Consider the following 24543-nt stretch of genomic DNA (forward strand, 5'->3'; position numbering starts at 1 on the left):
CCATGGCCGTGACGGATATGAATGCCGCCGGGCTGCGCCGCGACGAGCGGCTCGAACGGCTGCGCCTCTTCGGGCTGGCCTCGCCCGCGCTTTTGCTTGTGCTGGTGATCCTCGTGATCCCGGTGGGCTGGCTTTTCTATGTCTCCTTCATCGGCGCGGACGGGTCGTTTTCGCTCGAGAATTACGAGCGGATGATCAAGCGCAAATCCTATGCGCGGATCTTCTGGACCACCTTTCAGGTGAGCCTTCTGACCACCGGGCTGTGCGTCCTCATTGGCTATCCGCTGGCCTATTTCATGTCACAGCTGCCACGGCGGCTCGCCAATCTGTGCATGATCACGGTGCTCCTGCCCTTCTGGACCTCGCTTCTGGTGCGGACCTATGCCTGGCTCGTCTTGCTGCAGAAAAACGGGCTGGTGAACAATTGGGCCATCTCGCTCGGCCTCTGGGACGAACCTTTGAAGCTTGTCCATAATCTCAACGGCACGCTGATCGGCATGGTGCATATCATGCTGCCCTTTCTCATCCTGCCGACCTATGGCGCGATGACGGCGATTGACCGCGACTACCTCAAGGCCGCATCGAACCTCGGCGCCAGCCCGCGCCGCGCCTTCTGGACCGTGTTTCTTCCACTGTCGACACCGGGGCTCTTTGCCGGGGCGCTGATGGTCTTCATCCTCTGCCTTGGCTTCTTCGTGACACCCGCCGTCCTCGGCGGCGGCAAGGTGATCCTGGTCTCGATGAAGATCGTCTCCAATATCGAGCTCTTCGTGAACTGGGGCGCGGCGAGCGCGCTTGGCGTTGTGCTCATGGTGCTCACGGTCGCGGTGCTCTGGGTCGCGTCGCGCTTTCTCAATCTCGACCGCATGACAGGAGGAGACCACTGATGATATCCTGGCTCAGATCCCCCGCCTCGGAAACCCAGATCACCCATGGTCAGCGGCTCTGGCTCTATATCTTTGCCATCGTCACAATGATCCTTCTAGTGTTGCCGACGCTCATCGTGATCCCGATGTCCTTCTCGGATTCGCAATATCTCGAGTTCCCCCCCGAGACATGGTCGCTGCGCTGGTACGAGCATTACTTTGCCTCCGAGGAATGGATGCAGGCGACGCGCACTTCGTTCAAGGCGGCCTTCTTCACCATGCTGGTGGCCACGCCCATCGGCGTGCTCGCGGCCTATGGGCTGCACGCCTCCAAGGTTCCCTTTATCCGGGCCTCTTTCGTGCTCTTGATCACGCCGATGATGGTGCCCGTGGTGCTCATCGCCATTGGTGCCTTTTATGCCTATGTGAAACTGCAGATCCTCTACACCATGCTCGGTCTGGTCCTCGCCCACAGCCTGCTGGCCATTCCGCTGGTGGTGATTGTCACCGGCTCGGCCCTCAAGGGGTTTGACACCAATCTCGAAAGTGCCGCGCGGTCGCTCGGCGCGCCGCGCTGGAAGGCCTTCCTGACCGTCACCCTACCGCAGATCCGCTTTGCCGTGGTGACGAGCGCCCTCTTGGCCTTTCTCACCTCCTTCGACGAGGTGGTGATTGCCATGTTCGTCTCTGGCGGCGACAACCCGACCCTGACCCGCAACATGTTCAACGCGCTGCGCGATCAGATCGACCCGACAATTGCCTCGATCTCGACCCTGATGATCGTGGTGACGACCCTGATGATGGCTCTGGCGCAGATTTTCGGCCAGCAGCGCAAACCCTGATTTCGGAGACCAGAATGATCAGCCTTGAAACCTTTGCCGACAAGCCCACGACCCTTACTCCGGGCCAGAAAGAGGCCTCTGCCGTGCTTTGGACCTCGGCCGATGACAGAACCAAGATCGGCGTCTGGGAATGCACCCCGGGCCATTTCACCGCCGACCGCACGGCGGCGGGCGAATATTGCCATATCATCTCAGGCACGGCGACGCTCACCAATGCCGATGGCAGCGGCAGCCGTGACATCGGCCCCGGCGATCTTCTGGTGCTGCCACAAGGCTGGCAGGGCGAATGGGTGCTGCACAGCCATATGCGCAAGCTTTTCGTGATCAGCGCCTCTCCGGTCGGCTAAATGTGCCGAAAATGTGCTCAATGGAACACATATAGGCACTCATTGGGCCATTTGTGCAAAAAATAGAGAGGCCCTAAACGCGCCCTATGTTACCCAACGTCGCAACAAAAACTTGGGGAATTCTAATATGTTGCGCACAGCTTTCAAAACCCTCACCCTTTGCCTCGGCATGGGTGGCGCCACCACGGCTCACGCGGGCGACGCCTATTTCGGCTTTGATGCGATTGCCGCATTGTCGACGACGGATTTCGGCGGTTTCAACACCGCTGGCACCTTTTCCAACAATGATAGCCCCAACGATACGATCAGCGGCGTGGCCCTGCGCTTCGGCATGCGCGACCAATGGACCATCGGCAACCGCAGCGTCACCCCCGAGATCGAGTTCACATGGTTCGACGACACGATCACCTCGGCGAGCTTTCCGGGCCTGCCCGCACCAACCTTCTTTTATACCACCTCGGTCGAGAGCTACCGCCTCGGCGTGAACCTCTGGACCCCCTTCCATCAAGATGAGCTCTGGCGTGCCGAACTCGGCGCCGGGGCCGGCGCGGTCCATCGCAAGATTTCGACCAATGATACGGTGGTTGCGGGCCGCAAAGATGACACCGCGCTTTATGGTCAGGTGGGTATGCGTTTTCTGCGCAAAGTCTCCGCCCGTGGCAGCCTGTCGCTGAGCACCATCTACAGCTTCACCGACAAGACCAGCGTTGCGCTGGACGGCGGCGCCAGCGGCAACCTGTCGCTCAAGACCAATCGTCTGGAAATCGGCCTCGGCTATCAAGTCAATCTCGGAAAATAACCGTGGGGGTCTGGCCCCTGAGCATGTAATCCAATTCAGCCCCGGGCGCGCCAAACGCTCGGGGCTGATGTCATTTCAGGGTCAAACCTGCATCAACTTAGCCAAGGCTCACGCCCCAGTCGCACCGCGCAGCACATCCCGGAGCTGATCCGCATCCAATAGCCCCTCTTCGGCGGCGATCTCCGACAGTGGACGCCCCTCGGTCTGTGCCCGCTTCGCCAAGCCCGCCACCTTCTTGTAGCCCAGCGCGCGCAGAAACACGGTGGACACGGCAAAGGATCGGGCAAGGTTTTCATAGGATCGCGCCTCATCCACCTTGAGACCGGCGATGCAGCTCTCGGCAAACTGCGGCAGCCCGGCGGTCAATAGCGCCATCTGCGTAAACAGCGCCTGTGCCATGGCCGGCTCGAAATGGTTGATCTCCATCTGCCCCGCCTGCGCGGCCAGCGACACGGTCAGATCCTGCCCCTGCACGATCATCGAAATCTGCTGGATCGACATCGGCATCACTGGATTGACCTTGCCCGCCATGATCGACGAACCCGGCTGCACCGCCGGCAAAAGGATTTCCCCGATCCCCGACGCCCCATCGCTCGACAGGATCACCAGATCGGCGGCGATCTTGGCGCAGGCGGCGGCGAGATTGCGGAGCTCGGCCGACATCCGGGCAAAGCCATCAGCAGATTGCATCCCGTCGAACGCATTGGCGGCACAGTCGATCTCGAGCCCAAGGCTCTCGCTCAGCGCCTCTTCGATCACCTCGCGATAGCCCTCGGGCGCCCCGAGCCCGGTCCCAATCGCCGTGCCCCCCATCGGCACGGTACAAAGCCCGTGCACCGCCCGTTCCACATCCTGCAGCGCCCGCGACACCATGCTTGCATAGCCCCCGAAGAGCTGTCCGTAGGTCATCGGTTGGGCCGCCTGCATGCAGGTCCGCCCGGTGCGCAGAATATCAGAGGTCTCGCGCCCCTTGGCCTCGAGCGCCTTGATCAACAGCTGCGCCGCTTCCTGCAACGCGGGCCAGGCCAGCACACAGGCGAGCTTGATCCCCGTCGGCACGCAATCATTGGTCGATTGCGCCAGGTTGACATGGTCATTTGCGGTGACGCCGCCGGTCGCGTCCTGTGCCAGCCCCATGATCTGATTGGCGCGCGCCGCGATCACCTCGTTGAAGTTCATATTCGTCGAAGTACCACCCGACCCTTCGGCCAGCGGCACGATGAACTGATCCCAATGCGCCCCGTCCCGGATTTCGTCACAGGCATCGGCAATCGCATCGGCATGGCGGTCGATCAGCGCGCCGACGCTCTGATTGGCCCGTGCGGCGGCTTGCTTCACCCCAGCCATCGCCCGCATGAAATAGGGATAATCCGCGAGCGTCGGGCCAAAGCCCTTGAAATTAGCGGCGCCCCTCGCGGTGTTCGCCCCATAGAGCGAGGTTTCGGGCACGTCTAGAGTGCCCATGCTATCGGAAACCTGACGCATGTCATTCTGTCCTAATTTGCAGCGGTGGAACTCTTAGAGAACTTGGCTGAGGAATTCGCGCGTGCGCGGGTCCGTCGCTTGATCAAAGAAGGTGGCGGGCGGGCCGGATTCCACGATCACACCCCGGTCCGTGAAATAGACGCAATCGGCGATCTCGCGGGCAAAGCCCATCTCATGGGTCACGAGGATACAGGTCATGCCTTCGGCGGCCAGATCCTTGATCGTGTTGAGCACTTCTTTCACCGTCTCGGGATCGAGCGCGGCGGTCACCTCGTCAAAGAGCATGACATCGGGGCTCATGGCGAGCGACCGCGCGATGGCGACCCGCTGCTGCTGACCGCCCGAAAGCTCGCCGGGATAGGCGTCTTCCTTGCCCTCGAGCCGCACCTTGCGGATCAGGTCGCGAGCGCGCTGCTCGACCTCGGCCTTGTTCTGGCCGAGCACCTTGATCGGCGCCATCATCACATTCTGCAACACGGTGCGATGCGGGAAGAGATTGTATTGCTGAAACACCATCCCGACCTTCTTGCGCAGCGCAAGCTTGTCGAGCTTGGGGTCGCTCACCTCGATCCCTTCCACGGTGATCGAGCCGGACTGAATATCATTCAGCGCGTTGATACAGCGGATCAGCGTCGATTTGCCAGAGCCGGACGGGCCGATGATACAGATCACCTCGCCCTTCTGGATATCCATCGACACGCCGCGCAGCACTTTGACCTCGCCAAAGGATTTATGCACGTCTTTCAAGGAAACGATCGGTTGATCTTCGGTCCAGGACATGGGTGGCTCCTGATTAGAGTTTGACGGAGTATTTGCGTTCCAACCGGCGCGTCAGCGCGCTGATCGGGTAGCAGTAAAGGAAGAACCAGCACAGGATGTAGAGATACATCGGAATGAGCAGGTCAACGCGGCCCTCGGCACTCAGTGCGGCCCGGGTCAGCGCCATCACATCATTGACGCCGACAATCGACACCAGAGGCGTGGCCATGGTCAGCACCGCATAGAGGTTCATCCACGACGGCAGCACGCGCTTGATGGTCTGCGGCAAGATGATCTCGCGCAGGGTCTGGCCACGGCTAAAGCCGAGGGATTCCGCGGATTCCCACTGTCCCGTCGGGATCGAGAGGATAGCGCCGCGCATATATTCGGACATATAGGCCATCACCGGAAGCGACAGGCCGATCACCGCCTTCACCCAACCGGGGAAGGGGATCTTGGTGCCGAAGACCTCGATCTGGAACGGGATGAGCAGGATGCAGTAGAACAGCAGCACCAGCCAGGGCGAGTTGCGGAAAAACTGTGTGATGACCCAGGCCACCTGCCGCACCGGGCGCAGCGGCGACACCTGCAAGATGCCGAGCCCAACGCCGAGCACCGTCCCGATCGCCATGGACAGGATCGAGATCAGCACGTTGAAGCCAAACCCTTTGGCCAGCGTCGGCGTCCATTCGAGCAGGATCGCTAAGGCCGACCGGCCCGGCGTCGCGTCTTGCGCAAAGGCCGGGGTGATCAGCGCGGCAGCCAGCGCCAGCACGAGGATCGACGCCGTCCAGACATTGAACAGACGGTCCTGTAGGGGCAGACCCTGCGGCATGCTCCGCAGCGGCAACAGAACCGGCAGATGGCCTTTGACGGGCGGGGTTTGCGAGTGTGTCCAAGCCATGATTATCTCCCGTATCCCGGAATGCGCAGCGCCTTTTCCCAGCGGTGCAGCACCCAGACCAGAATGGCCACCAGACCCACATAAGAGATCAGCAGCACGTTCATCATTTCACGCACATTGAGATCCTCGGACCAGATCTGCGCCGACACATAGAGAAGTTCGGGCACCGCGATGGCATAGGCCAGCGTTGTGGTCTTGACGAGGTTCACGAGATTGGTGCCCAGCGCGGGCAGCGAGATACGCACCGCCAGTGGCAGCACGATGTCGGTATAGATTTGCAGCCGGGTGTAGCCCAGCGCCTCGGCCGCCTCGACGGTAGATTTCGGCACGGCTTCGATCCCGGCGCGAAAGATTTCCACATTCAGCGCCCCGGCAAAAAGCGACAGCGAAATGATCGCCCAGCCGAAATTGCCGATGAGCGGCTGCGGCAGGCCATTGACGCCGGTGATCCGCAGCACGGTGCCAATGGCGAAATAGAAGAAATAGAGCTGCACGAGCGGCGGGGTGTTGCGGAAAAAGGCGACGAAGAACCCGACCAGCACCCGCAGCGTCTTGGATTGCGCGCCCTGCACCGCGGCGCCAATCGCCCCGATGATCAGCGAGAAGAAGATCGACACAACCGCAAGCTTGGCGGTCATCCAAAGACCGGCAAGATACCGGCCACGATTATACTCGTCGCTGACCACCGCCAGGTTAAAAAACCAGTCGGGCCACAACCAGTCCAAGATGCTTGAATAATCCATCTACGTCCGCTCTCGTCTCAAAGTAGAACCGGCGGCAAGCCGTGCCGCCGGTTCAGGTCTGTCAGGACCGCGCTTATTGCAGCGCGTCGTGCTGTTCCTGCAGGAAGGGGCTCGGCGCGATGCCATTGGCCTCATTCCGCTCGATCAGGAAGCCCGATTTGTGCCAATCGGTCACGATCTCGCTCATCAGCTTGCCATAAGGCGCGTCCAGCTCTTCGAGCGGCACGGCGATCGACCAGGCTTGCGGATCTTCGGTCGGGAAGGGCATCTCGAACTCGGCCCATTGCTCGTCCGAGGCGAGCTGCGATTCGATCCAGGTGTTGTCATAGAGGAAGCCGATGCAGCTGCCGTTCTTGAGCGCCGAGGTCACTTCGGGAATGCCTGCAAAGGCCACCAGGTTCGGACCGTAAAGCTGCGTCACGCGCTTGTTGTAATAGGAGCCCTGCAGCGCGCAGACATCCTTGCCGCGCAGGTCTTCCCATTCCTTGAGACCAACCGCCTTGGGCGCCAGAACATTGGTGCCGCCGGCATAGTAGTTGGGCTCGATCATGCCCACGACTTCGCGGCGCTTAGGGTTGTCGCCCATGGTCGCGATGATGAGGTCGATACGGCCCTGGCTCAGGAATTCCATACGGTTCGAGGCCACGACGGGCACCAGCTCGACCTCAACGCCGAGACGCTCTGCGACGTCACGGGCCAGGTCGATTTCCAGACCGGCGAGCTCGCCGTCGGAGGTGAGGTAACCCCAGGGTTTGTAATCTTGTTTGACGCCGACAACGATCTTGCCTTCGTCTTTGATCTCTTGCAGCTGATCCGCCTGCGCGGTGGTGCCAAACGCAGCGATTGCAGCGCTGGCAATGACGGTTTTCCATGCGTGTTTCATGATGAACTCCTCTGCTGGACGGGCGGCTCCGGCGCCCATGGGCCATGACCTGATCAAGCTCCTATCAGGGTCTGGCATGGCTTGTCCTATAGTTAATAAATTCCAAATGCCATAAAATTTTTGAAAAAGTTCATGTGACCTTTTTGATGGCAAAGTGACCCGGCTACGCCTATGATTCACACAGGGGGAAAACGACTTGGAACTCTTGAAAAATATAGGCGACGCCCTGCCCGACCTGCCGCGCAAGCTCGCACGGGCCGCGCGTTATGTGCTGGACCGGCCGGACCATGTGGCGCTCGGATCGATGCGCGCCGTGGCTCAATCCTGCGGCGTCGCCCCCACCACGATGCAGCGACTCGCCCACGAGATGGGCTTTGACAGCTACGACAAATTCCGCGCCGTCTTTCAACGCGAACTTGTCGGTCACGGCTTCGGTGCCAAGGTCGACGCGCTCCAGGATAATTTCAGTGATCTGTCACAGGGCAAGCTCGCCCTCACCCATCTCGAATCGGTGCGCGAGAATCTCGATTCTCTGCAGGCCAGCCTGAACGGAGCCGCAGTCGAGGATTTCGCACGCAGCCTGCACCACAGCCGCCATTGCCATATCATCGCCGGCGGCACGCTGAGCTGGCTCGCCAGTTTCATGGAGGTCAGCGGCAGCATGGCGCTCTCCAACCTCGTGACCCCTGCCGGTCCCGCCGTCGACAGCACCGAACGCATCGCCCATATTGGCCCCGAGGACATGCTGCTCGTCATCTCCGTGTCGCCCTATGCGAAAGAGACCATCTCGGCGCTGGAATATGCCCGCGATCGCGGCGCGAAAAATTATGCGGTGACAGACCGGCCCAGCTCTCCGGTCGTGCCGCTCTGCCGTCATGCCTTTCTCGCGCCCACGACAAGCCCGCATTACTACCCGTCGCTGGCAGGCGTGGTGAGCCTCGTTGAACTCCTGCTCGCCACCGCCGCCGCGGCGGGCAACACCGCCTCACGCGACCGGTTGCGGACGATCGAAGACATCCGGTCGGCCAACCACCACTATATCGACTGACCGGCCCGCGCGGCTCTCAGTCCAACCGCCGCAGCAGATACTGACCATAGCTGTTCTTGGCGAATTTCTCGGCCCGCGCCCGCATCTCATCGGCGCTGATCCAGCCCTTGCCATAGGCGATCTCTTCGGGACAGCCGACCTGCATCCCCTGCCGCTCTGAGAGGGTGCGGACGAAATTCCCGGCATCAAGCAGGCTGCCATGGGTCCCGGTATCGAGCCAGGCAAACCCGCGCCCCATCCGGTTTACCGCAAGACTGCCCTCGTCGAGATAGCTCTCCAAAAGCGATGTGATCTCGAGCTCGCCCCGCGCCGAGGGCGTCACGTTGCGGGCCCGCTCTGACGCGGTGCCATCGAGGAAATAAAGCCCCGTCACCGCATAGTTCGACGCAGGCTTTGCCGGTTTCTCGACAATCGACACCGCGCGATACTCGGCATCGAACCCTACCACGCCATAGCGCTCGGGGTCAGCTACGTGATAGCCAAAGACCGTGCCGCCGCTCTTGCGCGCATCCGCCTCGGCCAACACTTCGGGCAGGCCATGGCCGAAAAAGATATTGTCGCCCAGCACCATCGCCGACGGCGCCCCATCGAGAAACTCTTCAGCCAGGATATAGGCTTGGGCAAGCCCATCCGGAGACGGCTGCACGATCCATGTGAGGTCGAGCCCCCAAGCCGAGCCATCCCCCATCAGCCGCTGAAACTGCGCCTGATCCTCAGGCGTGGTGATCACCGCGATCTCGCGTATCCCCGACAGCATCAGCACCGACAGCGGATAATAAATCATCGGCTTGTCATAGATCGGCAAGAGCTGCTTGGAGATGCCGAGCGTGATCGGATGCAGCCGCGTGCCGGTCCCCCCGGCGAGAATGATCCCCTTGCGGGGCTGTGTCGTGCCGCTCATCTCTGCCGCTCCTTCAGATCGTCTAGAACTTCGGCCAGGCCAACCCGCCAATCGGGCCGCGCAATGCCAAAAACCGTCTCCGTCGCCCGACAATCGAGCCGGGAATTGAGCGGCCGCTGCGCCGGGGTCGGATAATCCGAGGTGGGAATATCCACCACCTCACAGCTGATCCCCGCCTGTGCGAAAATCTCGCGCGCGAAATCGGCCCAGCTCACCTCTGGTATGCCCGAAAAATGATAGGTGCCGCTCTGCCCCGCGTCAGCACACAGCGCCTCGGCGATCCGCAGGCAGGCCGCCGCAATGGCCCGCGCGGGCGTCGGCCCGCCGATCTGATCCGCCACGATGGTGAGCCTGTCCCGCTCTGCCCCAAGCCGCAGCATGGTCTTGACGAAATTCGCCCCATGGCTCGAAAACACCCACGACGTGCGCAGGATCACATGCGGCCCGCCCGCCGCGCTCACGGCGTCTTCCCCGGCGAGCTTGCTGCGCCCATAGGCGTTCTGCGGCGCGGTCGCATCCTCGGGCGCATATTGTGCCACGCCAGAGCCTGCAAAAACGTAATCGGTCGAGAGATGCACAAACGGCACGCCCATCGCCGCGCATTCCGCCGCGAGCAGCCCCGGCGTCGCGCCATTGACCTGCTGCGCCAGCGCCTCGTCTTCTTCGGCCCGGTCCACCGCCGTATAGGCCACCGCGTTGATCACCGCCTCGGGCCGCGCGCGTTTGAGCGCCGCCAGCGTCGCCAGCGGATTGGTGAAATCAGCCGCGTCCCGGCCAAGCGCCACAATCTCCCAGCCCTCTGGGGCCCGGGCTTGTACCTCCCGCGCCACCTGGCCAGTTTGACCCAAAAGCGCGATTCTCATGCCGCCCCCTCGGCCCGGCCAAGCCGCGTCCCCACGCCCTGCCGCTCCATGAGCGGCCGCCACCACGCCTCATTGGCGAGATACCAATCCACCGTGCGCGCGATGCCTTCCTCAACCGTCACCGACGGCCGCCAGCCAAGCTCGTCCCGGATGCGCCGCGCGTCGATCGCATAGCGATGATCATGCCCGGGCCGGTCGGCCACAAAGGTAATCTGCTCGGCATAGGATGTGTCCTTGGGCCGCCGGTCGTCGAGCACCGAACAGATATGCCGCACGAGGTCGATATTGCGCCGCTCGCCCTCGCCGCCGATGTTGTAACTGCGCCCAACCGCGCCCTTCTGCACCACCTGCAAGAGCGCCTCGGCGTGATCCTCGACATAGAGCCAATCGCGCACATTCGCCCCCGCGCCATAGACCGGGATTTCCCGCCCCTCGAGCGCGTTGATGATCACCACCGGCACCAGCTTTTCGGGGAAATGATAGGGCCCGTAATTGTTCGAACAATTCGTCATCACGATGGGAAGCCCATAGGTCTCGTGCCACGCCCGGACGAGATGGTCCGACGCCGCCTTGGAGGCCGAATAGGGGCTGCGCGGATCATAGGGCGTGTCCTCGGTAAAGAGCCCCTCATCGCCGAGCGAGCCAAACACCTCATCGGTCGAGATATGGTGAAACCGAAACCCCTCGGGCCGGCCCTGTCGCTCCCAATGTCCGCGCGCCGCCTCGAGCATATTGCAGGTGCCGGTCACATTGGTTTCGACAAACTCCACCGGCCCGTCGATGGACCGGTCGACATGGCTCTCGGCGGCAAGATGCATGACCGCCTCGGGCGCATGATCGCGAAACACCCGGTCAAGTGCGGCGCGATCGCGAATATCGACATGTTCAAAGCGATAGTTTGGGCTCTGCGCCGCCTCCGCCACATTGTCGAGACAGGCGGCATAGGTGAGCGCATCGAGATTGATGACCTCATGCCCCTGCGCCACCGCGCGGCGCACCACGGCCGAGCCGATAAACCCCGCCCCGCCGGTTACCAAAATCCGCATCTCACCCCTCCCATACGAATGGCGTGTCGAAAGCGGCAAAGCTCTGCGCCGCGCGATCCTTGTCCGACAGCACCGCCGCGGATGCCTCGATCCCCCAGTCGATGCCGAGATCGGGATCATCGAACCGCACCGCGCCATCGCATTCCGGCGCGTAGAAATCGCTGCATTTATAGATCACTTCGGTGTCCGGCTCTCGCGTCACGAACCCGTGCAGAAACCCCGCCGGGATGAGCAATTGCCGGCCATTGTCAGCGCTGAGCTCAACCCCCACCCATTTGCCATAGCTCGGCGAGCCGCGCCGCACATCCACCGCCACATCATAAAGCGCACCACGCCCGCAGCGCACCAGCTTGGCCTGCGCATGGGGTGGCGACTGAAAATGCAGCCCCCGCACCGTGCCCACATCCCGCGACAGCGAATGATTGTCCTGCACAAACGCGATCTCGATCCCCGCCTCTTCCATTACCCGCTGATTCCAGCTCTCGCTGAAGAACCCGCGCGCATCGGCAAACCGCCGTGGTGTGAGGATGAGAACCCCGGGCAAATCCGTCTGAGTAATCTCCAAGACAAGCTCCTAAATCAAAGACCTTCCCACCCCGCCACAGCCTGCCCCGCAGACCCGGACAAGGCTACGCCTTAGGTGTTAATACATTGTCGATGCTCGGTCTATTGCTACCGCCCTATGCCGGGACACCCAGCCCTTAGAACCCGCTCACCTCAGGAAGCCATGTCGACAGCACCGGCACAAAGGTGATCGCCAAGAGCGCCAGCGCCAGCGCGATAAAAAAGGGCGGCATCTCACGGATGAGCGACGAAGGTTTGAGCGCAACGGTGGACGAGACGATGAAAATCAGGCTGCCCACCGGTGGCGTCGTTAGCCCTAGCGTCAGGTTGACGATCACGATGATCGCGAAATGGTTTGGATCAATGCCCAGGGCAAAGCTGATCGGCGCAAGGATCGGCACCAGGATCATCACCCCCGGCAGCGGGTCCATGAACAGGCCAAAGACGAGCAACAGCAGGTTCACCGCCAGGAGGAACACGATGGGCGACAGGTCCCAGGCGATGATCGTCTCCGCCAGAAACTGCGGAATACCCTCGATGATCAGGATCCAGGCAAAGGCCCGCGCCGCCCCAAGGATGAGCAACACCGCCGCCGAGGTCAGCGCCGCGCGCAGGATGATATCCGGCAGATGCCGCAGCTTGAGCGAGCGATAGACGAACATCCCCACGATGAGCGCATAGAAAACCGCGATGACCGAGGCTTCGGTCGGGGTAAAGACACCAAAGCGGATGCCGCCGACGATCAAGAGGATCAAGAGCAGCGCCGGCACCGCGTAAAAGGCAATCCGCGCGATCTCCGCCATCCCCGGCATCGGCGCGCCCGAGGCATAGCCGCGCAGATGGCTCATCCGGCCATTGGCGATCAGAACCGCCAGCGTGATCACCAGCCCCGGCAAGACCCCCGCCATAAAGAGCGAGCCGACCGAGACATTCTGATCCTGCATCGCATAGATGATCATGGTGATCGACGGCGGGATGATCGGCCCCACCACCGAACTGGCGATGGTCAGCGCCCCGGCATATGCCCGGTCATAACCACCCTTTTCCATCATCCGGATCATCATCGTGCCCGGCCCCGCCGCATCGGCCAACGCACTGCCCGAAATCCCCGCGAACATGGCCGAGCTCACCACATTGGCGTGCCCCAGCCCGCCGCGCAGATGCCCGACCAGCGACTGCGCGAGACGCAGCACCGCCTGGGTGATCGCGCCGCCGGTCATGATCTCGGCCGCGAGGATAAAGAACGGCACTGCCAAGAGCGGAAAACTATCGAGCCCCGAGAACATCTCTTTCACGAGAACGATATTGGGATAGGTCGACCCGAAACTCACCGCCGCAAAGACGGAAATCGCCATGGCAAAGGCCACCGGCACGCCAAGGGCCAGCAAAATGAACAGGCAAGGAAAGAGGATCTCAGCCACTGGCAGCTCCGGGCATCGTGTCAGCCGTGCCATCGTCGCTCGCGCGGCTCTTGAACTGCCCCGCTAGAATAAAGGGCCGCGCGATCAGGCACAGATGCACGATCAAGAGCGAAAACCCCACCGGCATGGCGGCATAGACATAAAGAAATGGCAGGCGCAGCGCAGGCGTGACCTGAAACTGCATCCGCTGGGCATATTGGATGCCGACATGCACCATATAGCCGAAAAACAGCAAGAGCCCGAGGGCCAGCACCGCGCGCATCACCTGCTGTCCCCGAATGGGAAGCTGTTCCTGCAGATTGGTGATCGCCACATGCCCGCCATAGCGCAGCGCAAGCCCCGCGCCGCTGAACGTCATCCAGATCATCAGATAGCGTGCCGCCTCATCGGCCCAGCTGAGCGATTGCCCGGTGACATAGCGCAGCCCGATATTGGCCCCGACGATAAGCGTCATCGCCCCCAGCATCGCGATCAAGGCCCAGCCGTTCAACAGCACAAAGAGATGTTCCAGTCGTTTCACGCCATGGCCTCGTCAGCTCTGGGGAATGGGCCGGCACCCCATAGGACGCCGGCCCCAATGGGTCACTCGAAATTGACGATCGAGTCGACCAGATCCTTGCCATAGGTCTCGTAATAGCCCTCATAGGCCGAGGCGATGGCCTCTTGGAACTTGGCTTTTTCTTCTGCCGACAGCGCGTTGACCTTCATGCCGCGCTCCTTGAGCGTCTCGACGCCCGAGGTCTCGACAGTGTCGACATAGCCGCGCATCGCTTCGACACCGGCCGCTGCCGCCTTTTCAAACGCCGCTTTCTGTTCGTCGTTGAGCCCGTCCCAGAACGGCTTTGACACCAGCAGCATGGCGGGCGAATAGACATGGCCAGACAGCGTCAGATATTCCTGCACCTCGTCGAGCTTGACCGATACGATCACCGAGAGCGGGTTTTCCTGCCCGTCGATCACGCCTTGCTGCAGCGAGGAAATCACCTCGGGCCAGGCCATCGGCGTCGGCGCCGCGCCCATCGCGTTGAACGCCGCCAGATGCACCGGGTTTTCCATGGTGCGGATCTTCAGGCCTTCAACATCCGCCGGGGTCTCGATCGCATTGCGGTTGTTGGTGATATGGCGAAAGCCCTGCTCGCCCCAGGCCAGACCATGCAGGCCGACGGCGTCGAACTTGGCGAGGATCTCCTGCCCGATCGGCCCGTCGAGAACCGCCCGCGCATGGCTCAGATCCCGGAACAGGAAGGGGATGTCGAACACGCCGGTGTCCCCGACGAAATTGGCCAGCGTCCCCGACGAGACGATGGTCGCCTCAACGGTGCCGAGCTGCAGCCCCTCGATCACTTCACGCTCGCCGCCAAGGCCGGACGAAGGGAAATGCTTAAAGCTGAACTGATCGCCGGTCTCGGCCAGCAGAACTTCTTCGAACTTGGCCGCCGCAACGCCGTAATGGCTGTCGGGGGCGAGCGCGTAACCGATCTTGATCTCGGTTTCGGCAAGGGCCGGCAGGCCCAGCGCCGCGAATGTCCCGGCAGCGGCCAGAACGCGCAGATTGAATGTCATGGATAGTCCTCCCAATGAATATGTCATCTAGTACACAAGCTGATTTTGCGGGGCAAGCCCGCCTCAGCCGATCCCTCTAATCGTTCGCCTGCACACGAAACAGGTGAATAAGCTCTGGCAGGTAGGCGCCGCCCTCTCCGGCCTCGATGGGCGCGGCAATCGCCTGCGCCACCCCGTCGGCAATCGTCGTCTGGGCGCCCGCCGCCTCGGCCATCGCCCGGAAATAATCGATATCCTTCTGCGCATTACTGATCGCGAAGGGAAGCCCGTTGCGGTCGCCCTCGGTGATGTAGGGCGCCAGCCGGTCGAGCGCGGCACTCGCGCCGCCGCCCGCGCCCAGCACCTCGGCAAAGGTCCGGCCATCGATACCGCTGTCCGCCGCATGGGCCGCCGCCTCCGCCAGAAGCGTCATAAAGCCGATAGAGACGTAATTGTGCAAAAGCTTGAGCTGATGCCCCTGCCCCAGCGCGCCCACATGCACCACCTCTTCGGTAAAGGAGGCAAGCACCGGCCGCACTTGGTCGAGCACCTCCGCCGCACCGCCCACCAAGAGGTTGAGCGTGCCCGCATGGGCATGGTTCGCCGTCCGCGTCATCGGCGCGTCGAGATAGGCCCCGCCCGCCGCCGCAACAATCTCGGCCATGCGCCTGGTGGTCTCGGGCAGCGAGGTCGAACAATCGACAATCACCGTGCCGGGCTTGAGCCCCGCAAGCAGCCCGCCCTCGCCGGTGACCACCGCCTCGACCTGCGGCGCGCCGGTGACACAGAGGATCACCACATCCGACGCCGCCGCCACAGAACCCGCGCTGTCATGGCGTGTCGCGCCAAGCCCGATAAGCTCATCCACCGGCTGGTTGCCCGGATGATCCAGAAACCCGAGGGCATAGCCCCCCTTGCACATCACATTGCGGGCAATCCCATGGCCCATGAGGCCGACGCCCACGATCCCGATTGTCATCTCTCGTCCCTCCTCGACCATCACATCACTCGGCATTGATCCAGATCGCCTTGGTGTCGAGATATTCCTCGACATGCTCGCGCCCGCCTTCGCGGCCATAGCCCGACATCTTGACCCCGCCAAAAGGCACCGCCGGGTCGATCGCATGGTACATATTGACCCAGACCGACCCCGCCTTGATCCGATGCGCCAGTTGATGCGCCGTGCCAAGATGGGTCGAGAAGACCCCGGCGGCGAGCCCATAGGGCGTCGCATTGGCGCGCTCGACCACCTCGTCCAGCGTGTCAAACGGCAGCGCCGAAATCACCGGCCCGAAGATCTCTTCGCGCGCGATGGTCATCTCGTCGGTGACGCCCGCGAACACCGTCGGCTTGTAGAAATGACCGTTCTCGAACGCCGCCCCCTCGGGCGCCGCGCCGCCGGTCATCACCTCCGCGCCCTCGCGCCGTCCGGCCTCGAGATAGCCGCCAATCCGCTCGGCCTGCCGTGCCGAAATGATCGGGCCGATCTCGGTCTCTTCATGGATACCATGGCCGAGACGCAGTCCGGCAGCATACTCCGCCACCCGGCGCACGAACTCATCATGAATTTCCCGCGCCACAAAGAGCCGCGACCCCGCAATACAGATCTGCCCCGAATTGGCGAAAACGGACATGGCCGCCACCGGCACCGCCTTGTCGATATCCGCATCGCGGCAGACGATCACCGGGGATTTCCCCCCGAGCTCGAGCGCCACCCGCTTGAGATTGCCGGTCGCCGCCCGCGCGATGGCCTGCCCTGTCGCGGTCGAGCCGGTAAAGACGATCTTGTCGACCCCGGGATGCGCCGCAAGCGCCGCCCCGGCATCGGCCCCATGACCCGTCACGATGTTGAGCACCCCATCAGGAAGCCCTGCTTCCTGCATCAGCTTGGCGATCAACAGCACCGTCAGCGACGCCTCTTCCGAGGGTTTCAGGACCACAGTGCAGCCGGTGGCCAGCGCCGGCCCGATCTTCCAGATCGAGCCCGCAATCGGTGCGTTCCACGGGATGATCGCCCCCACCACGCCCACCGGCTCGCGCACGGTCGAGGAATAGATCTCGCCGGGGAAGGAATTGGGAATGGTCTCGCCATGAATGGCCACCGCCTGCCCCGCGTAATAGCGCAGCATGCCAAGAACCCGACGACTGTTGGCCAACGTGCGCTGAATGGGCATCCCCATATCGAGCGTATCCGACAGGCAGAGCGTCTCCCATTCCGCCTCGAACCGCTCGGCAATGCGCAGCAACAGCGCCTGCCGCTCGAACGGCGTGAACTTGGCCCAGGGCCCCTCGAACGCCGCCCGCGCCGCCGCGACGGCCGCGTCAATGTCCTCGGCCCCGCCCTTCGGCACCGTGGCCAAAAGCCCGCCATCAGCCGGGTTGCGCGCCTCCATCACCTCACCCGATTGCGCCGCACACCACTTGCCACCAATCACCATGGGGCGAAAACCCCCGTCATAGAGCTTTGCCGCGCGCGCCTGCCAATCCGTCATATCTTTCCCTCGCCTAAAGGATGTTTCATAGGGGTCAGCGCGTATGTGCCTCAGGATGCGACGGGGTACAATGGGGCCTTATGCCGAACAGAGCCAGCGCCGGGCGACTTGCTGCCGGGAAAGCTGACCTCACAGCAGGGAACGACCCGACATTCAAATGCTCTGGCAAAAAACCTCGCTTCTGGTCAGAATGCTTCGGATCACGGCGTGCCCTTGGCTGACCCCGTGACGAGGTCAGGAGAAGTGGCGCATGTCGAAACACCCAGCTGAATTGAAACCGACCGCCACTGGAACGGTCGCCAAGGCGATGCAGATCCTGACCCTGGTCACCGCCCCGCCCCGGCATTTCTCGACCGTGACAGAGATCGCCGAAGAGCTCGCCATCCCCCGGCCTACGGCCACCCGTCTCGTCAACAACCTGATCAAGCTTGGCATGCTCAAACGCGAAGGCGGCGGCAAGAAAATCATCGAAGGCGACGATCTGGTCGGCCTTGCCAGCGCCGCACTGACCGGATCTGCGAGCCGCGGACCGCGCCATGAAATCCTGCATGAGCTGGTGCTGGCCACCCGCGAGACCGCGAATATCGGCACGTTGGTCAACGGTCAGGTCGTCTATCTCGACCGGGTCGAGGCGCTCTGGCCGCTGGCCTTCCGCCTCGAAGTTGGCAGCCGTGTGCCGCTCTATTGTTCAGCACTGGGCAAGCTGGTGCTGGCGATGATGCCCGAGGTGCAGCTTGCCAAATACCTCGAAACAGTGGCGCTGCGCCCGCTGACCCAAAACACGATCCAGACCCGGGACGCGCTCGCCAAAGAGATCGCACAGATCCGCAAGGACGGCATTTCCGTCGACCGCGAAGAATGTTTCGAAGGGGTGATCGGCATCGCAGTGCCGGTGATCGCGGCCCCGCCCACCATCGGCCTCGCCCTCGTCGCGCCCAGCAGCCGCCAGACCCCCGAAGGCCTGCGCCAATTGGTTCCGCTGATGCAGGATGCGGCCAACAGACTAGCAAAATGCTACAGCCCCGAATGAGTTGAGCCCCCGCTTTCCGCCCCATCCCCCCAATTTCTGTCGCGACTACATGGGCTTGCGCCTATGCAAAAGAAACGTTGACTTATGTCCACTATGTGATCAACTATTAATCACATAGTGGACATGCTAACGACTTGGGAGGGGAGTTGCATGAGGGAGGAAACGGCACGAGATCTGCCGCCCGGCTTGCGAGCAAGGGCGCAGACGCATGGCCCGCAGAGCGGGACGCACGCATCATGACCCGGCTTTTGAACAGGTGGCATGACGCAGAGCGTCTGGCGATGCTCTGGCTCTACGCCTTCATCACCGTCACCATCATCATCGAGGTGCTGCGGCGCTTCGTCTTCGATTTCTCGTCAATCTGGGGCGAAGAGGCGGCACGCTACGCCTTTATCTATCTGGTCTGGATCGGCGCCGCCGTCGGCGTGCGCAACCGCTCGCATATCAGCTTCTCGATTCTCGTCGACATCCTGCCCGCCCGGGGCGCGGCGACCTTTTCGATCTTCGGCAATCTGGCCGTCATGACCTTCGCAGGCTTCGCGCTCTACTGGTCGATCGAGCCGGTGTTGACCTCGCTCAAATACGGATCAGTCTCCGAAGGGCTGCAACTGTCGCGCGCATGGTTCCTCGTCGCGGTGCCGCTTGGCTTCACCTTGGTGATGCTGCGCGCCATCGAGGCGACCATCGCGGACATCCGCGCCTTCGCCTCCAATCGCCGCCCGCCCTCGGGCGAAAAGCTCTTCGATTAAGGATTTCAGATGCTCTATGGTGGTGTAGAAACGACGCTCGAGCTTGGATGGGATGTCATCGGCCCGCTCCTGCTGTTGCTGGTCCTCTTCCTGTTTTCGGTCCCCGTCTGGGTCTCGCTTGGCCTGACCGCGCTGGTCATGCTCTGGTCCACCGGGGTGCTGCCGCTCTCGCTTCTCGGCGAAAGCCTGTTCAGCGGCGTCGACCATTACGCCCTGATCGCCATCCCGCTCTACCTGCTGACCGGCGACGCGCTGGTGCGCACGGGCCTGTCCAAGAAACTGCTCGATTTCGCCGAGGCCACGATGGGCTCGCTGCGCTCGGGCATGGGCACGTCAACGGTGTTGGGTTGCGGATTTTTCTCGAGCATCTCGGGATCGGACGCCGCAGGCTGTGCCGCCGTCGGACGGATGACCTACAGCCGTCTCGTCGAAAAGGGCTATCCGCCCAGCTATGCGGCGGCCCTCGTCGCCGCCGGCTCCTGCACCGGTATCCTGATCCCGCCCTCCATCGCCTATATCATCATCGGGATGATCCTCGGCATCTCTGCCGCGAGCCTCTTTGTCGCGGCCATCGTGCCCGGCGTGCTGGTGCTCGTCTCGATCATGATCACCAATATCATCCTGAACCGCATCCATGGCTATGAGAACAGCAGCAGCACATTCTCCTTCCGCAACTGGCTCGCGGCATTGTGGAGCGCGAAATTCGCCCTCTCCATCCCGCTGATCATCCTCGGCGGCATCTATTCCGGCATTTTCACTCCGACAGAAGCCGCCGCCGTGGCCGTGGCCGTCACCCTGATCATCGGCTTTGCCAGCGGCACGCTCACCATGGCACAAGTGCCCGCGATGCTGTGGAGCTCGGCCAAGGTCAACGGGATCATCGTACCGATCATCGCGGTCGCCCTGCCGCTGGCTCAGGCGCTGGCGCTGGTTCAGGTGCCTCAAGGCTTTGCCCAATTCATCCGGGGCATCACCGACGATCCAAATCTGACCATCCTGCTGATGCTCGGGGTTTTCATCATCGCGGGCTGCGTGATGGAGGCGACACCGAACATCGTCATCCTCGCCCCGATCATGTTCCCGCTCGCGCAGGAAATCGGCATGAACGACATCCAGTTCTGCATTTTCCTGATCACCTCTCTAGGGGTCGGCTTCATCACACCGCCGCTGGGGCTCAATCTCTTCGTCATATCCTCGGTCACCGGCGACTCTATCCTGTCGGTCGCGGGACGCTCGCTGCCTTACGTCTTCTCGATGCTGCTCGTCGTCCTGCTGATCGCCTTCGTCCCGGCCATCTCGACATGGTGGATGTGATGCACCCAACCCCTTTTCAACGCGCTGATTCAACAAGAGGCCTCCTATGACTTCCGAACCTTCTTCGCCCTTGGCCACAGATCAATTCGCCGCCAAGCTCGAGCCTCTGACGGTCGACACCCCCTGCTGGACCCTGACCACGGACGAAACCGATCTGCGCGCCGTGCCGGTGGCCGAACTGGCGCGGATGCTTGAACAGCTTTTTCTCATCCGCCATTTCGAAGAACGTCTGCTCGAGCTGAGCAAAGAAGGCCTGCTACACGGCCCGGCCCATGCCAGCATCGGCCAGGAAGGCGCCGCCGTCGGCCTGATGTCGGCCCTGACCTCGGGCGACAAGATCAACGGCACCCACCGGATGCACCATCAGTTTCTGGCCAAGACGCTCAACCATGCGCTGGTCGCGGAATATGATCCGCTCGATCAGGGCTTTCCGCAGGCCGCCCAAGAGGTGGTGTTCAAAACCTACTCCGAAATCCTCGGTCTCAAATCCGGCTATTGCGGTGGCCGTGGCGGCTCGATGCATCTGCGCGAACCCGAGGCAGGCGTGCTTGGCTCCAACGCCATCGTCGGCGGCAACATACCCCATGCGGTAGGCTATGCGCTGGCCGACAAGATGCGCGGAGAGCGAGCCATCTCGGTCGCCTTCTTCGGCGATGGCGCCATGCAAATCGGCACCGCCTATGAGGCAATGAACCTTGCCGCGCTCTACACGACCCCGACCGTCTTTGTGGTCGAAAACAACCAATATGCGGTCTCGACCCATGTGTCAGAGCAGACCCGCGAAACCCGGCTAAGCCTGCGTGGCCTCGGTCTCGGCATCCCCTCGATCAGCTTCGACGGCATGGATGTCATCGCCGCCCGCCGCGCCATGGAAACCGCCCGCAAGATCATCGAGACCTCCGGCGGACCGGTGCTGCTCGAGGCCCGCACCTATCGCCACCTGCACCAATCCGGCCCGCTCAAAGGCAGCGCCTTCGGTTATCGCGACAAGGCCGAGGAAGACGCCTGGCTCGCCCGCGATCCGGCCACGACCCTACCCCAGCAGATCCTGCAGGCTGGCCTGCTCAGCGAGGCCCAGATCGACACGCTCCGCAGCCGGGCCACCGCCGCAGTCGATGACACTCTGGACCGCCTGATCGAAGGCAGCGGTAAGGACCGTCGTCTCAAACCCGATCTCTGGCCCGATCCTGCCACTGTCGAATATGGCATCCGGGGCGACCTCTCGGAACTCGCGGACAAGCGCCATCTCGAAGAACGCGACCTCACCGCCGAAACCGGCGTCGAGGCGAAATTCCACGATGTCATCTCCGAAGTCATGCTGCGCAACATGGAGAAATTCGACGGGCTTTTCGTGCTCGGCGAGGATGTCCACCGGCTGCGCGGCGGCACCGCAGGCGCGACCCGCGGCATCGCCGAGCGCTTTCCCGACCGTCTTCTCGGCACGCCGATCTGCGAAAATGGCTTTACCGGCATGGCCCTTGGCGCGGCGCTCAATGGCGCGCGCCCGGTGGTCGAAATCATGTATCCCGATTTCTCACTCGTCGCCGCCGATCAGCTCTTCAACCAGATTGCCAAGGTGCGCCACATGTTCGGCGGTGACTTCCCCGTGCCTGTCGTCGTGCGCAGCCGCGTCACCCAGGGCACCGGCTATGGCTCGCAGCATTCGATGGACGCCTCGGGGCTCTTCACCCTCTATCCGGGCTGGCGCGTTGTCGCCCCCTCGACGCCGCATGATTATATCGGACTTATGAACGCGGCCATCGCCTGCGACGACCCGGTCCTCGTGGTCGAATATAACGAGCTCTTCCAGAACAAGGGCCAGGTCCCCACAGGCGATTGGGATTACATCATCCCCTTCGGCAAGGCCCGCATCGCTCGCCCCGGCACACAGGCGACCATCCTCACCTATGGCCCGATGGTCGAGATCTGTACCAAGCTCTGCGACAGCACCGGGCTCGATGCCGAGGTGATCGATCTGCGCACGCTCGACCCGCTCGGTCTCGATTGGGACACGATCACCGCCAGTGTGGCCAAGACCAACGCGCTTTTGATGGTCGAACAGACGACACGCGGCACCTCCATCGGCTCGCGGGTGGTCAACGACGCCCAGCGCCGCCTGTTCAACCATCTCGACTATGAAATCCTGCATGTGACCGGCACGGAATCCTCCGCCGTGGTCTCCAAAGTGCTCGAAGAGGCGGCCTTTGCCCGCCCCGCCGATGTCGAAGCCGCGCTACGTCAGGTCATCTCGGACCGCCATCCCGCCCTGCAAGGAGCCTCCGCATGAGCGTCGCCCATCTCATAGAGCGGGTGCATCACACCGCCCTCTGCGTGCAGGATTTCGACCAAATGTACGATTTTCTCACCGGTTTCCTCGGCTTCGACACCGAGGGCGCCAAGGCCGAACGCGACGCGCCGGAACTGGCAACGGTCACCGGGATGACCGGGGCCCATATCCTCTGGGCCCTGCTGCGCAAAGGGTCGCACCGGATTGAGCTTTTTCAGTATCTCGCCCCGGCGGGCAAGACGACGCCCCCGGCCCAATCCGACACCGGCTTCACCCATCTGGCCTTCAGCGTGAGCGATGTCGACGCCATCCATGACGCGGCCGTCGCGGCAGGCCATCGCCCAATCTCAGCGCCGCAAGTCATGCGCGGCGGCGTGAGCCGCGTCTTCTACCTGCGCGGCCCCGAGGACATCGTCGTCGAGTTCATGGAATTCGCCGACCGGAGGAACGCCTGATGACCTATCTCCCCCTGCCTAAGGTTCCCGCCCGCCGCGTCGCTTTCATCGGGCTCGGCACCATGGGAAGCGGCATGGCCGCCCGGCTCGTCGCCGCGGGCCATGAGGTGCGCGGCGTCGATATCGACAGCGCCCGCCTCGCGGCCTTTGCAGAGGTGGGCGGGCTTCCGGCCGCCTCGGTGGCCGAGGCCTGCGACGGGGCCGAGATCATCATGACGATCCTGCCGCGCGACACCCATGTCCGCCAAATCTGCCTCGGGGCGGGCGGCATCGCCGACAGCGCCGCCCCCGGCACGCTGATGATCGAGATGAGCACGATCTCTCCCGAGGCCAGCCTCGACATCCACGACGCCCTGAGTGCCAAAGGGCTGCGCGTGCTCGACGCCCCTGTCGGCCGCACCCCCAAGGACGCCCAGAACGGCGCGCTCCTGATCATGGCGGGTGGCCGCGCCGAGGATTTCGCCGATGCCGCGCCGGTGTTCGCACCGATGGCCGACAAAATCGTCCATCTCGGCCCCAAGGGCAGCGGCATCCGCATGAAGATCGCCAACAATTACATGTCGATGGTCAGCATGGTGCTCACCGCCGAAACCCTCGCCATGGCCCGCAAGGCCGGGATCGACACCGATGCCGCGGTCGAGGTCCTGCAAAACACCACCGCCGGACGCGGGCAGATCAACGTGAACTACCCCAACAAGGTGCTGCGCGGCGATGTCAGCCCGGATTTCCCCCTCGCGATGGGAGCCAAGGACATCTCGCTCGGGGTCGGGCTCGGCAAGAGCCTCGGCGTGCCGCTCTTTCTCGGCGCCAATGCGGGCGAGCTCTTCAACCTCGCCGCCAGTCAGGACATCCGCGACTGGGACTGCACCGCGATGCTGGTGCTTATCGAACGGCTTACAGGGCTGCCCGACCGCGCTCTCGCCCAAGACACTGACCAGAACAAGGACAAGGAAGGCTCGTGATGACGCAAGACAGCCGCAGAACCGCGCCGCATCGGCTCATCGGCCTCGCCGCCACCGCCATCTTCGCGGTCTTCGCAGGCAATATCATTCTGGCCAAGATTTCCGCCGAGATGGGGCTCTCCATGCCCCGCCTGCCCGCCCGGACCGAATTCGCGCTTTTGCTCGCGGCCACCGGTCTCGGCGTGCTGTTTCTAATCAAAGAAGAACGCAGAAAGGGATGAGCCCCGGCCAGTTTTGACCA

Annotated in this window: 26 protein-coding genes; 12 read left to right on the forward strand and 14 right to left on the reverse strand. The window is 62.7% G+C overall.

Annotated elements, in window-relative coordinates; genetic code table 11:
• Nucleotides 1–2 precede the first annotated feature (2 nt).
• The 4 genes from WA237_RS01785 (at nucleotide 3) to WA237_RS01800 (ending at nucleotide 2854) form a co-directional block, all read left to right on the forward strand.
• Nucleotides 3–887 (forward strand): ABC transporter permease, encoded by an 885-nt coding sequence (locus tag WA237_RS01785; protein ID WP_336096445.1) that lies wholly within the window; start codon nucleotides 3–5, stop codon nucleotides 885–887.
• A complete protein-coding gene (locus tag WA237_RS01790; RefSeq protein ID WP_336096446.1) occupies nucleotides 887–1708 on the forward strand; it encodes an ABC transporter permease in 822 nt (273 codons plus the stop codon). The genes WA237_RS01785 and WA237_RS01790 overlap by 1 nt, the downstream gene beginning before the upstream one ends.
• Nucleotides 1709–1722: 14 nt before the next feature.
• The gene (locus WA237_RS01795) at nucleotides 1723–2055 is read left to right on the forward strand and encodes a cupin domain-containing protein (protein WP_336096447.1); all 333 of its coding nucleotides are present in this window, start codon (nucleotides 1723–1725) and stop codon (nucleotides 2053–2055) included.
• Nucleotides 2056–2182: 127 nt separating this feature from the next.
• On the forward strand, nucleotides 2183–2854 hold the full coding sequence (locus WA237_RS01800) for an outer membrane beta-barrel protein (protein WP_336096448.1): 672 nt from the start codon (nucleotides 2183–2185) through the stop codon (nucleotides 2852–2854).
• A 108-nt stretch (nucleotides 2855–2962) separates the two neighbouring features.
• Here the strand turns inward: WA237_RS01800 and WA237_RS01805 are convergent, their stop codons facing one another.
• The 5 genes from WA237_RS01805 to WA237_RS01825 form a co-directional block, all read right to left on the reverse strand.
• Nucleotides 2963–4339: a lyase family protein gene (locus WA237_RS01805; protein ID WP_336096449.1), complete on the reverse strand. Its 1377-nt coding sequence runs from the start codon at nucleotides 4337–4339 to the stop codon at nucleotides 2963–2965.
• A gap of 33 nt (nucleotides 4340–4372) precedes the next feature.
• The gene (locus WA237_RS01810) at nucleotides 4373–5119 is read right to left on the reverse strand and encodes an amino acid ABC transporter ATP-binding protein (protein WP_246557524.1); all 747 of its coding nucleotides are present in this window, start codon (nucleotides 5117–5119) and stop codon (nucleotides 4373–4375) included.
• 13 nt (nucleotides 5120–5132) lie between these two features.
• Nucleotides 5133–6002 (reverse strand): amino acid ABC transporter permease, encoded by an 870-nt coding sequence (locus WA237_RS01815; protein ID WP_336096450.1) that lies wholly within the window; start codon nucleotides 6000–6002, stop codon nucleotides 5133–5135.
• Between the two features lie 2 nt (nucleotides 6003–6004).
• Nucleotides 6005–6727: an amino acid ABC transporter permease gene (locus WA237_RS01820; protein ID WP_336096451.1), complete on the reverse strand. Its 723-nt coding sequence runs from the start codon at nucleotides 6725–6727 to the stop codon at nucleotides 6005–6007.
• 91 nt (nucleotides 6728–6818) lie between these two features.
• Nucleotides 6819–7628: a transporter substrate-binding domain-containing protein gene (locus WA237_RS01825; protein ID WP_336096452.1), complete on the reverse strand. Its 810-nt coding sequence runs from the start codon at nucleotides 7626–7628 to the stop codon at nucleotides 6819–6821.
• 196 nt (nucleotides 7629–7824) lie between these two features.
• On the opposite strand from WA237_RS01825, the gene WA237_RS01830 reads away from it, so the two are divergent.
• Complete coding sequence (locus tag WA237_RS01830; RefSeq protein WP_336096453.1) at nucleotides 7825–8676, forward strand: MurR/RpiR family transcriptional regulator; 852 nt, start codon at nucleotides 7825–7827, stop codon at nucleotides 8674–8676.
• 16 nt (nucleotides 8677–8692) lie between these two features.
• On the opposite strand, the gene rfbA is transcribed toward WA237_RS01830, so the two are convergent.
• The 9 genes from rfbA to WA237_RS01875 all read right to left on the reverse strand — a co-directional run bounded on the left by rfbA (nucleotide 8693) and on the right by WA237_RS01875 (nucleotide 17505).
• Nucleotides 8693–9577, reverse strand: coding sequence for a glucose-1-phosphate thymidylyltransferase RfbA (gene rfbA / locus WA237_RS01835; RefSeq protein ID WP_336096454.1), 885 nt, complete (start codon nucleotides 9575–9577; stop codon nucleotides 8693–8695).
• Nucleotides 9574–10440 (reverse strand): dTDP-4-dehydrorhamnose reductase, encoded by an 867-nt coding sequence (rfbD, locus tag WA237_RS01840; RefSeq protein WP_336096455.1) that lies wholly within the window; start codon nucleotides 10438–10440, stop codon nucleotides 9574–9576. The genes rfbA and rfbD overlap by 4 nt, the downstream gene beginning before the upstream one ends.
• The gene (gene rfbB, locus WA237_RS01845) at nucleotides 10437–11486 is read right to left on the reverse strand and encodes a dTDP-glucose 4,6-dehydratase (protein ID WP_336096456.1); all 1050 of its coding nucleotides are present in this window, start codon (nucleotides 11484–11486) and stop codon (nucleotides 10437–10439) included. Before rfbB ends, rfbD begins: the two co-directional genes overlap by 4 nt.
• A 1-nt stretch (nucleotide 11487) precedes the next feature.
• Nucleotides 11488–12051: a dTDP-4-dehydrorhamnose 3,5-epimerase gene (gene rfbC / locus WA237_RS01850; protein WP_040617832.1), complete on the reverse strand. Its 564-nt coding sequence runs from the start codon at nucleotides 12049–12051 to the stop codon at nucleotides 11488–11490.
• A gap of 136 nt (nucleotides 12052–12187) precedes the next feature.
• Entirely contained in the window at nucleotides 12188–13471 is a 1284-nt protein-coding gene (locus tag WA237_RS01855; RefSeq protein ID WP_336096457.1) for a TRAP transporter large permease, read from the reverse strand.
• Nucleotides 13464–13991, reverse strand: coding sequence for a TRAP transporter small permease (locus tag WA237_RS01860; RefSeq protein WP_336096458.1), 528 nt, complete (start codon nucleotides 13989–13991; stop codon nucleotides 13464–13466). Before WA237_RS01860 ends, WA237_RS01855 begins: the two co-directional genes overlap by 8 nt.
• 62 nt (nucleotides 13992–14053) lie before the next feature.
• A complete protein-coding gene (locus WA237_RS01865) occupies nucleotides 14054–15034 on the reverse strand; it encodes a TRAP transporter substrate-binding protein (protein ID WP_336096459.1) in 981 nt (326 codons plus the stop codon).
• A gap of 76 nt (nucleotides 15035–15110) precedes the next feature.
• The gene (locus tag WA237_RS01870; protein WP_336096460.1) at nucleotides 15111–15992 is read right to left on the reverse strand and encodes an NAD(P)-dependent oxidoreductase; all 882 of its coding nucleotides are present in this window, start codon (nucleotides 15990–15992) and stop codon (nucleotides 15111–15113) included.
• A 25-nt stretch (nucleotides 15993–16017) separates the two neighbouring features.
• Nucleotides 16018–17505 carry an aldehyde dehydrogenase family protein gene (locus tag WA237_RS01875; RefSeq protein WP_336096461.1) on the reverse strand — a complete coding sequence of 496 codons (1488 nt, stop codon included), beginning with the start codon at nucleotides 17503–17505 and terminating at the stop codon, nucleotides 16018–16020.
• Nucleotides 17506–17755: 250 nt separating this feature from the next.
• Between WA237_RS01875 and WA237_RS01880 the strand changes: the two genes are divergently transcribed.
• The 7 genes from WA237_RS01880 to WA237_RS01910 all read left to right on the forward strand — a co-directional run bounded on the left by WA237_RS01880 (nucleotide 17756) and on the right by WA237_RS01910 (nucleotide 24523).
• Entirely contained in the window at nucleotides 17756–18535 is a 780-nt protein-coding gene (locus WA237_RS01880) for an IclR family transcriptional regulator (protein WP_336096462.1), read from the forward strand.
• 236 nt (nucleotides 18536–18771) lie between these two features.
• Nucleotides 18772–19284 carry a TRAP transporter small permease gene (locus tag WA237_RS01885; RefSeq protein WP_040617834.1) on the forward strand — a complete coding sequence of 171 codons (513 nt, stop codon included), beginning with the start codon at nucleotides 18772–18774 and terminating at the stop codon, nucleotides 19282–19284.
• A gap of 9 nt (nucleotides 19285–19293) precedes the next feature.
• Nucleotides 19294–20598 carry a TRAP transporter large permease gene (locus tag WA237_RS01890; protein ID WP_336096463.1) on the forward strand — a complete coding sequence of 435 codons (1305 nt, stop codon included), beginning with the start codon at nucleotides 19294–19296 and terminating at the stop codon, nucleotides 20596–20598.
• 46 nt (nucleotides 20599–20644) lie between these two features.
• Nucleotides 20645–22885, forward strand: coding sequence for an alpha-ketoacid dehydrogenase subunit alpha/beta (locus WA237_RS01895; protein WP_336096464.1), 2241 nt, complete (start codon nucleotides 20645–20647; stop codon nucleotides 22883–22885).
• Nucleotides 22882–23340: a VOC family protein gene (locus WA237_RS01900; RefSeq protein WP_336096465.1), complete on the forward strand. Its 459-nt coding sequence runs from the start codon at nucleotides 22882–22884 to the stop codon at nucleotides 23338–23340. The genes WA237_RS01895 and WA237_RS01900 overlap by 4 nt, the downstream gene beginning before the upstream one ends.
• Nucleotides 23340–24302 (forward strand): NAD(P)-dependent oxidoreductase, encoded by a 963-nt coding sequence (locus tag WA237_RS01905; protein WP_336096466.1) that lies wholly within the window; start codon nucleotides 23340–23342, stop codon nucleotides 24300–24302. The genes WA237_RS01900 and WA237_RS01905 overlap by 1 nt, the downstream gene beginning before the upstream one ends.
• Nucleotides 24302–24523, forward strand: a complete 222-nt coding sequence (locus WA237_RS01910; RefSeq protein ID WP_286907881.1) for a hypothetical protein — start codon at nucleotides 24302–24304, stop codon at nucleotides 24521–24523. Before WA237_RS01905 ends, WA237_RS01910 begins: the two co-directional genes overlap by 1 nt.
• Nucleotides 24524–24543: the final 20 nt, after the last annotated feature.

Origin of the sequence: Roseovarius sp. CH_XMU1461 (assembly GCF_037027165.1) — a bacterium.
Lineage (GTDB): Bacteria > Pseudomonadota > Alphaproteobacteria > Rhodobacterales > Rhodobacteraceae > Roseovarius > Roseovarius nubinhibens.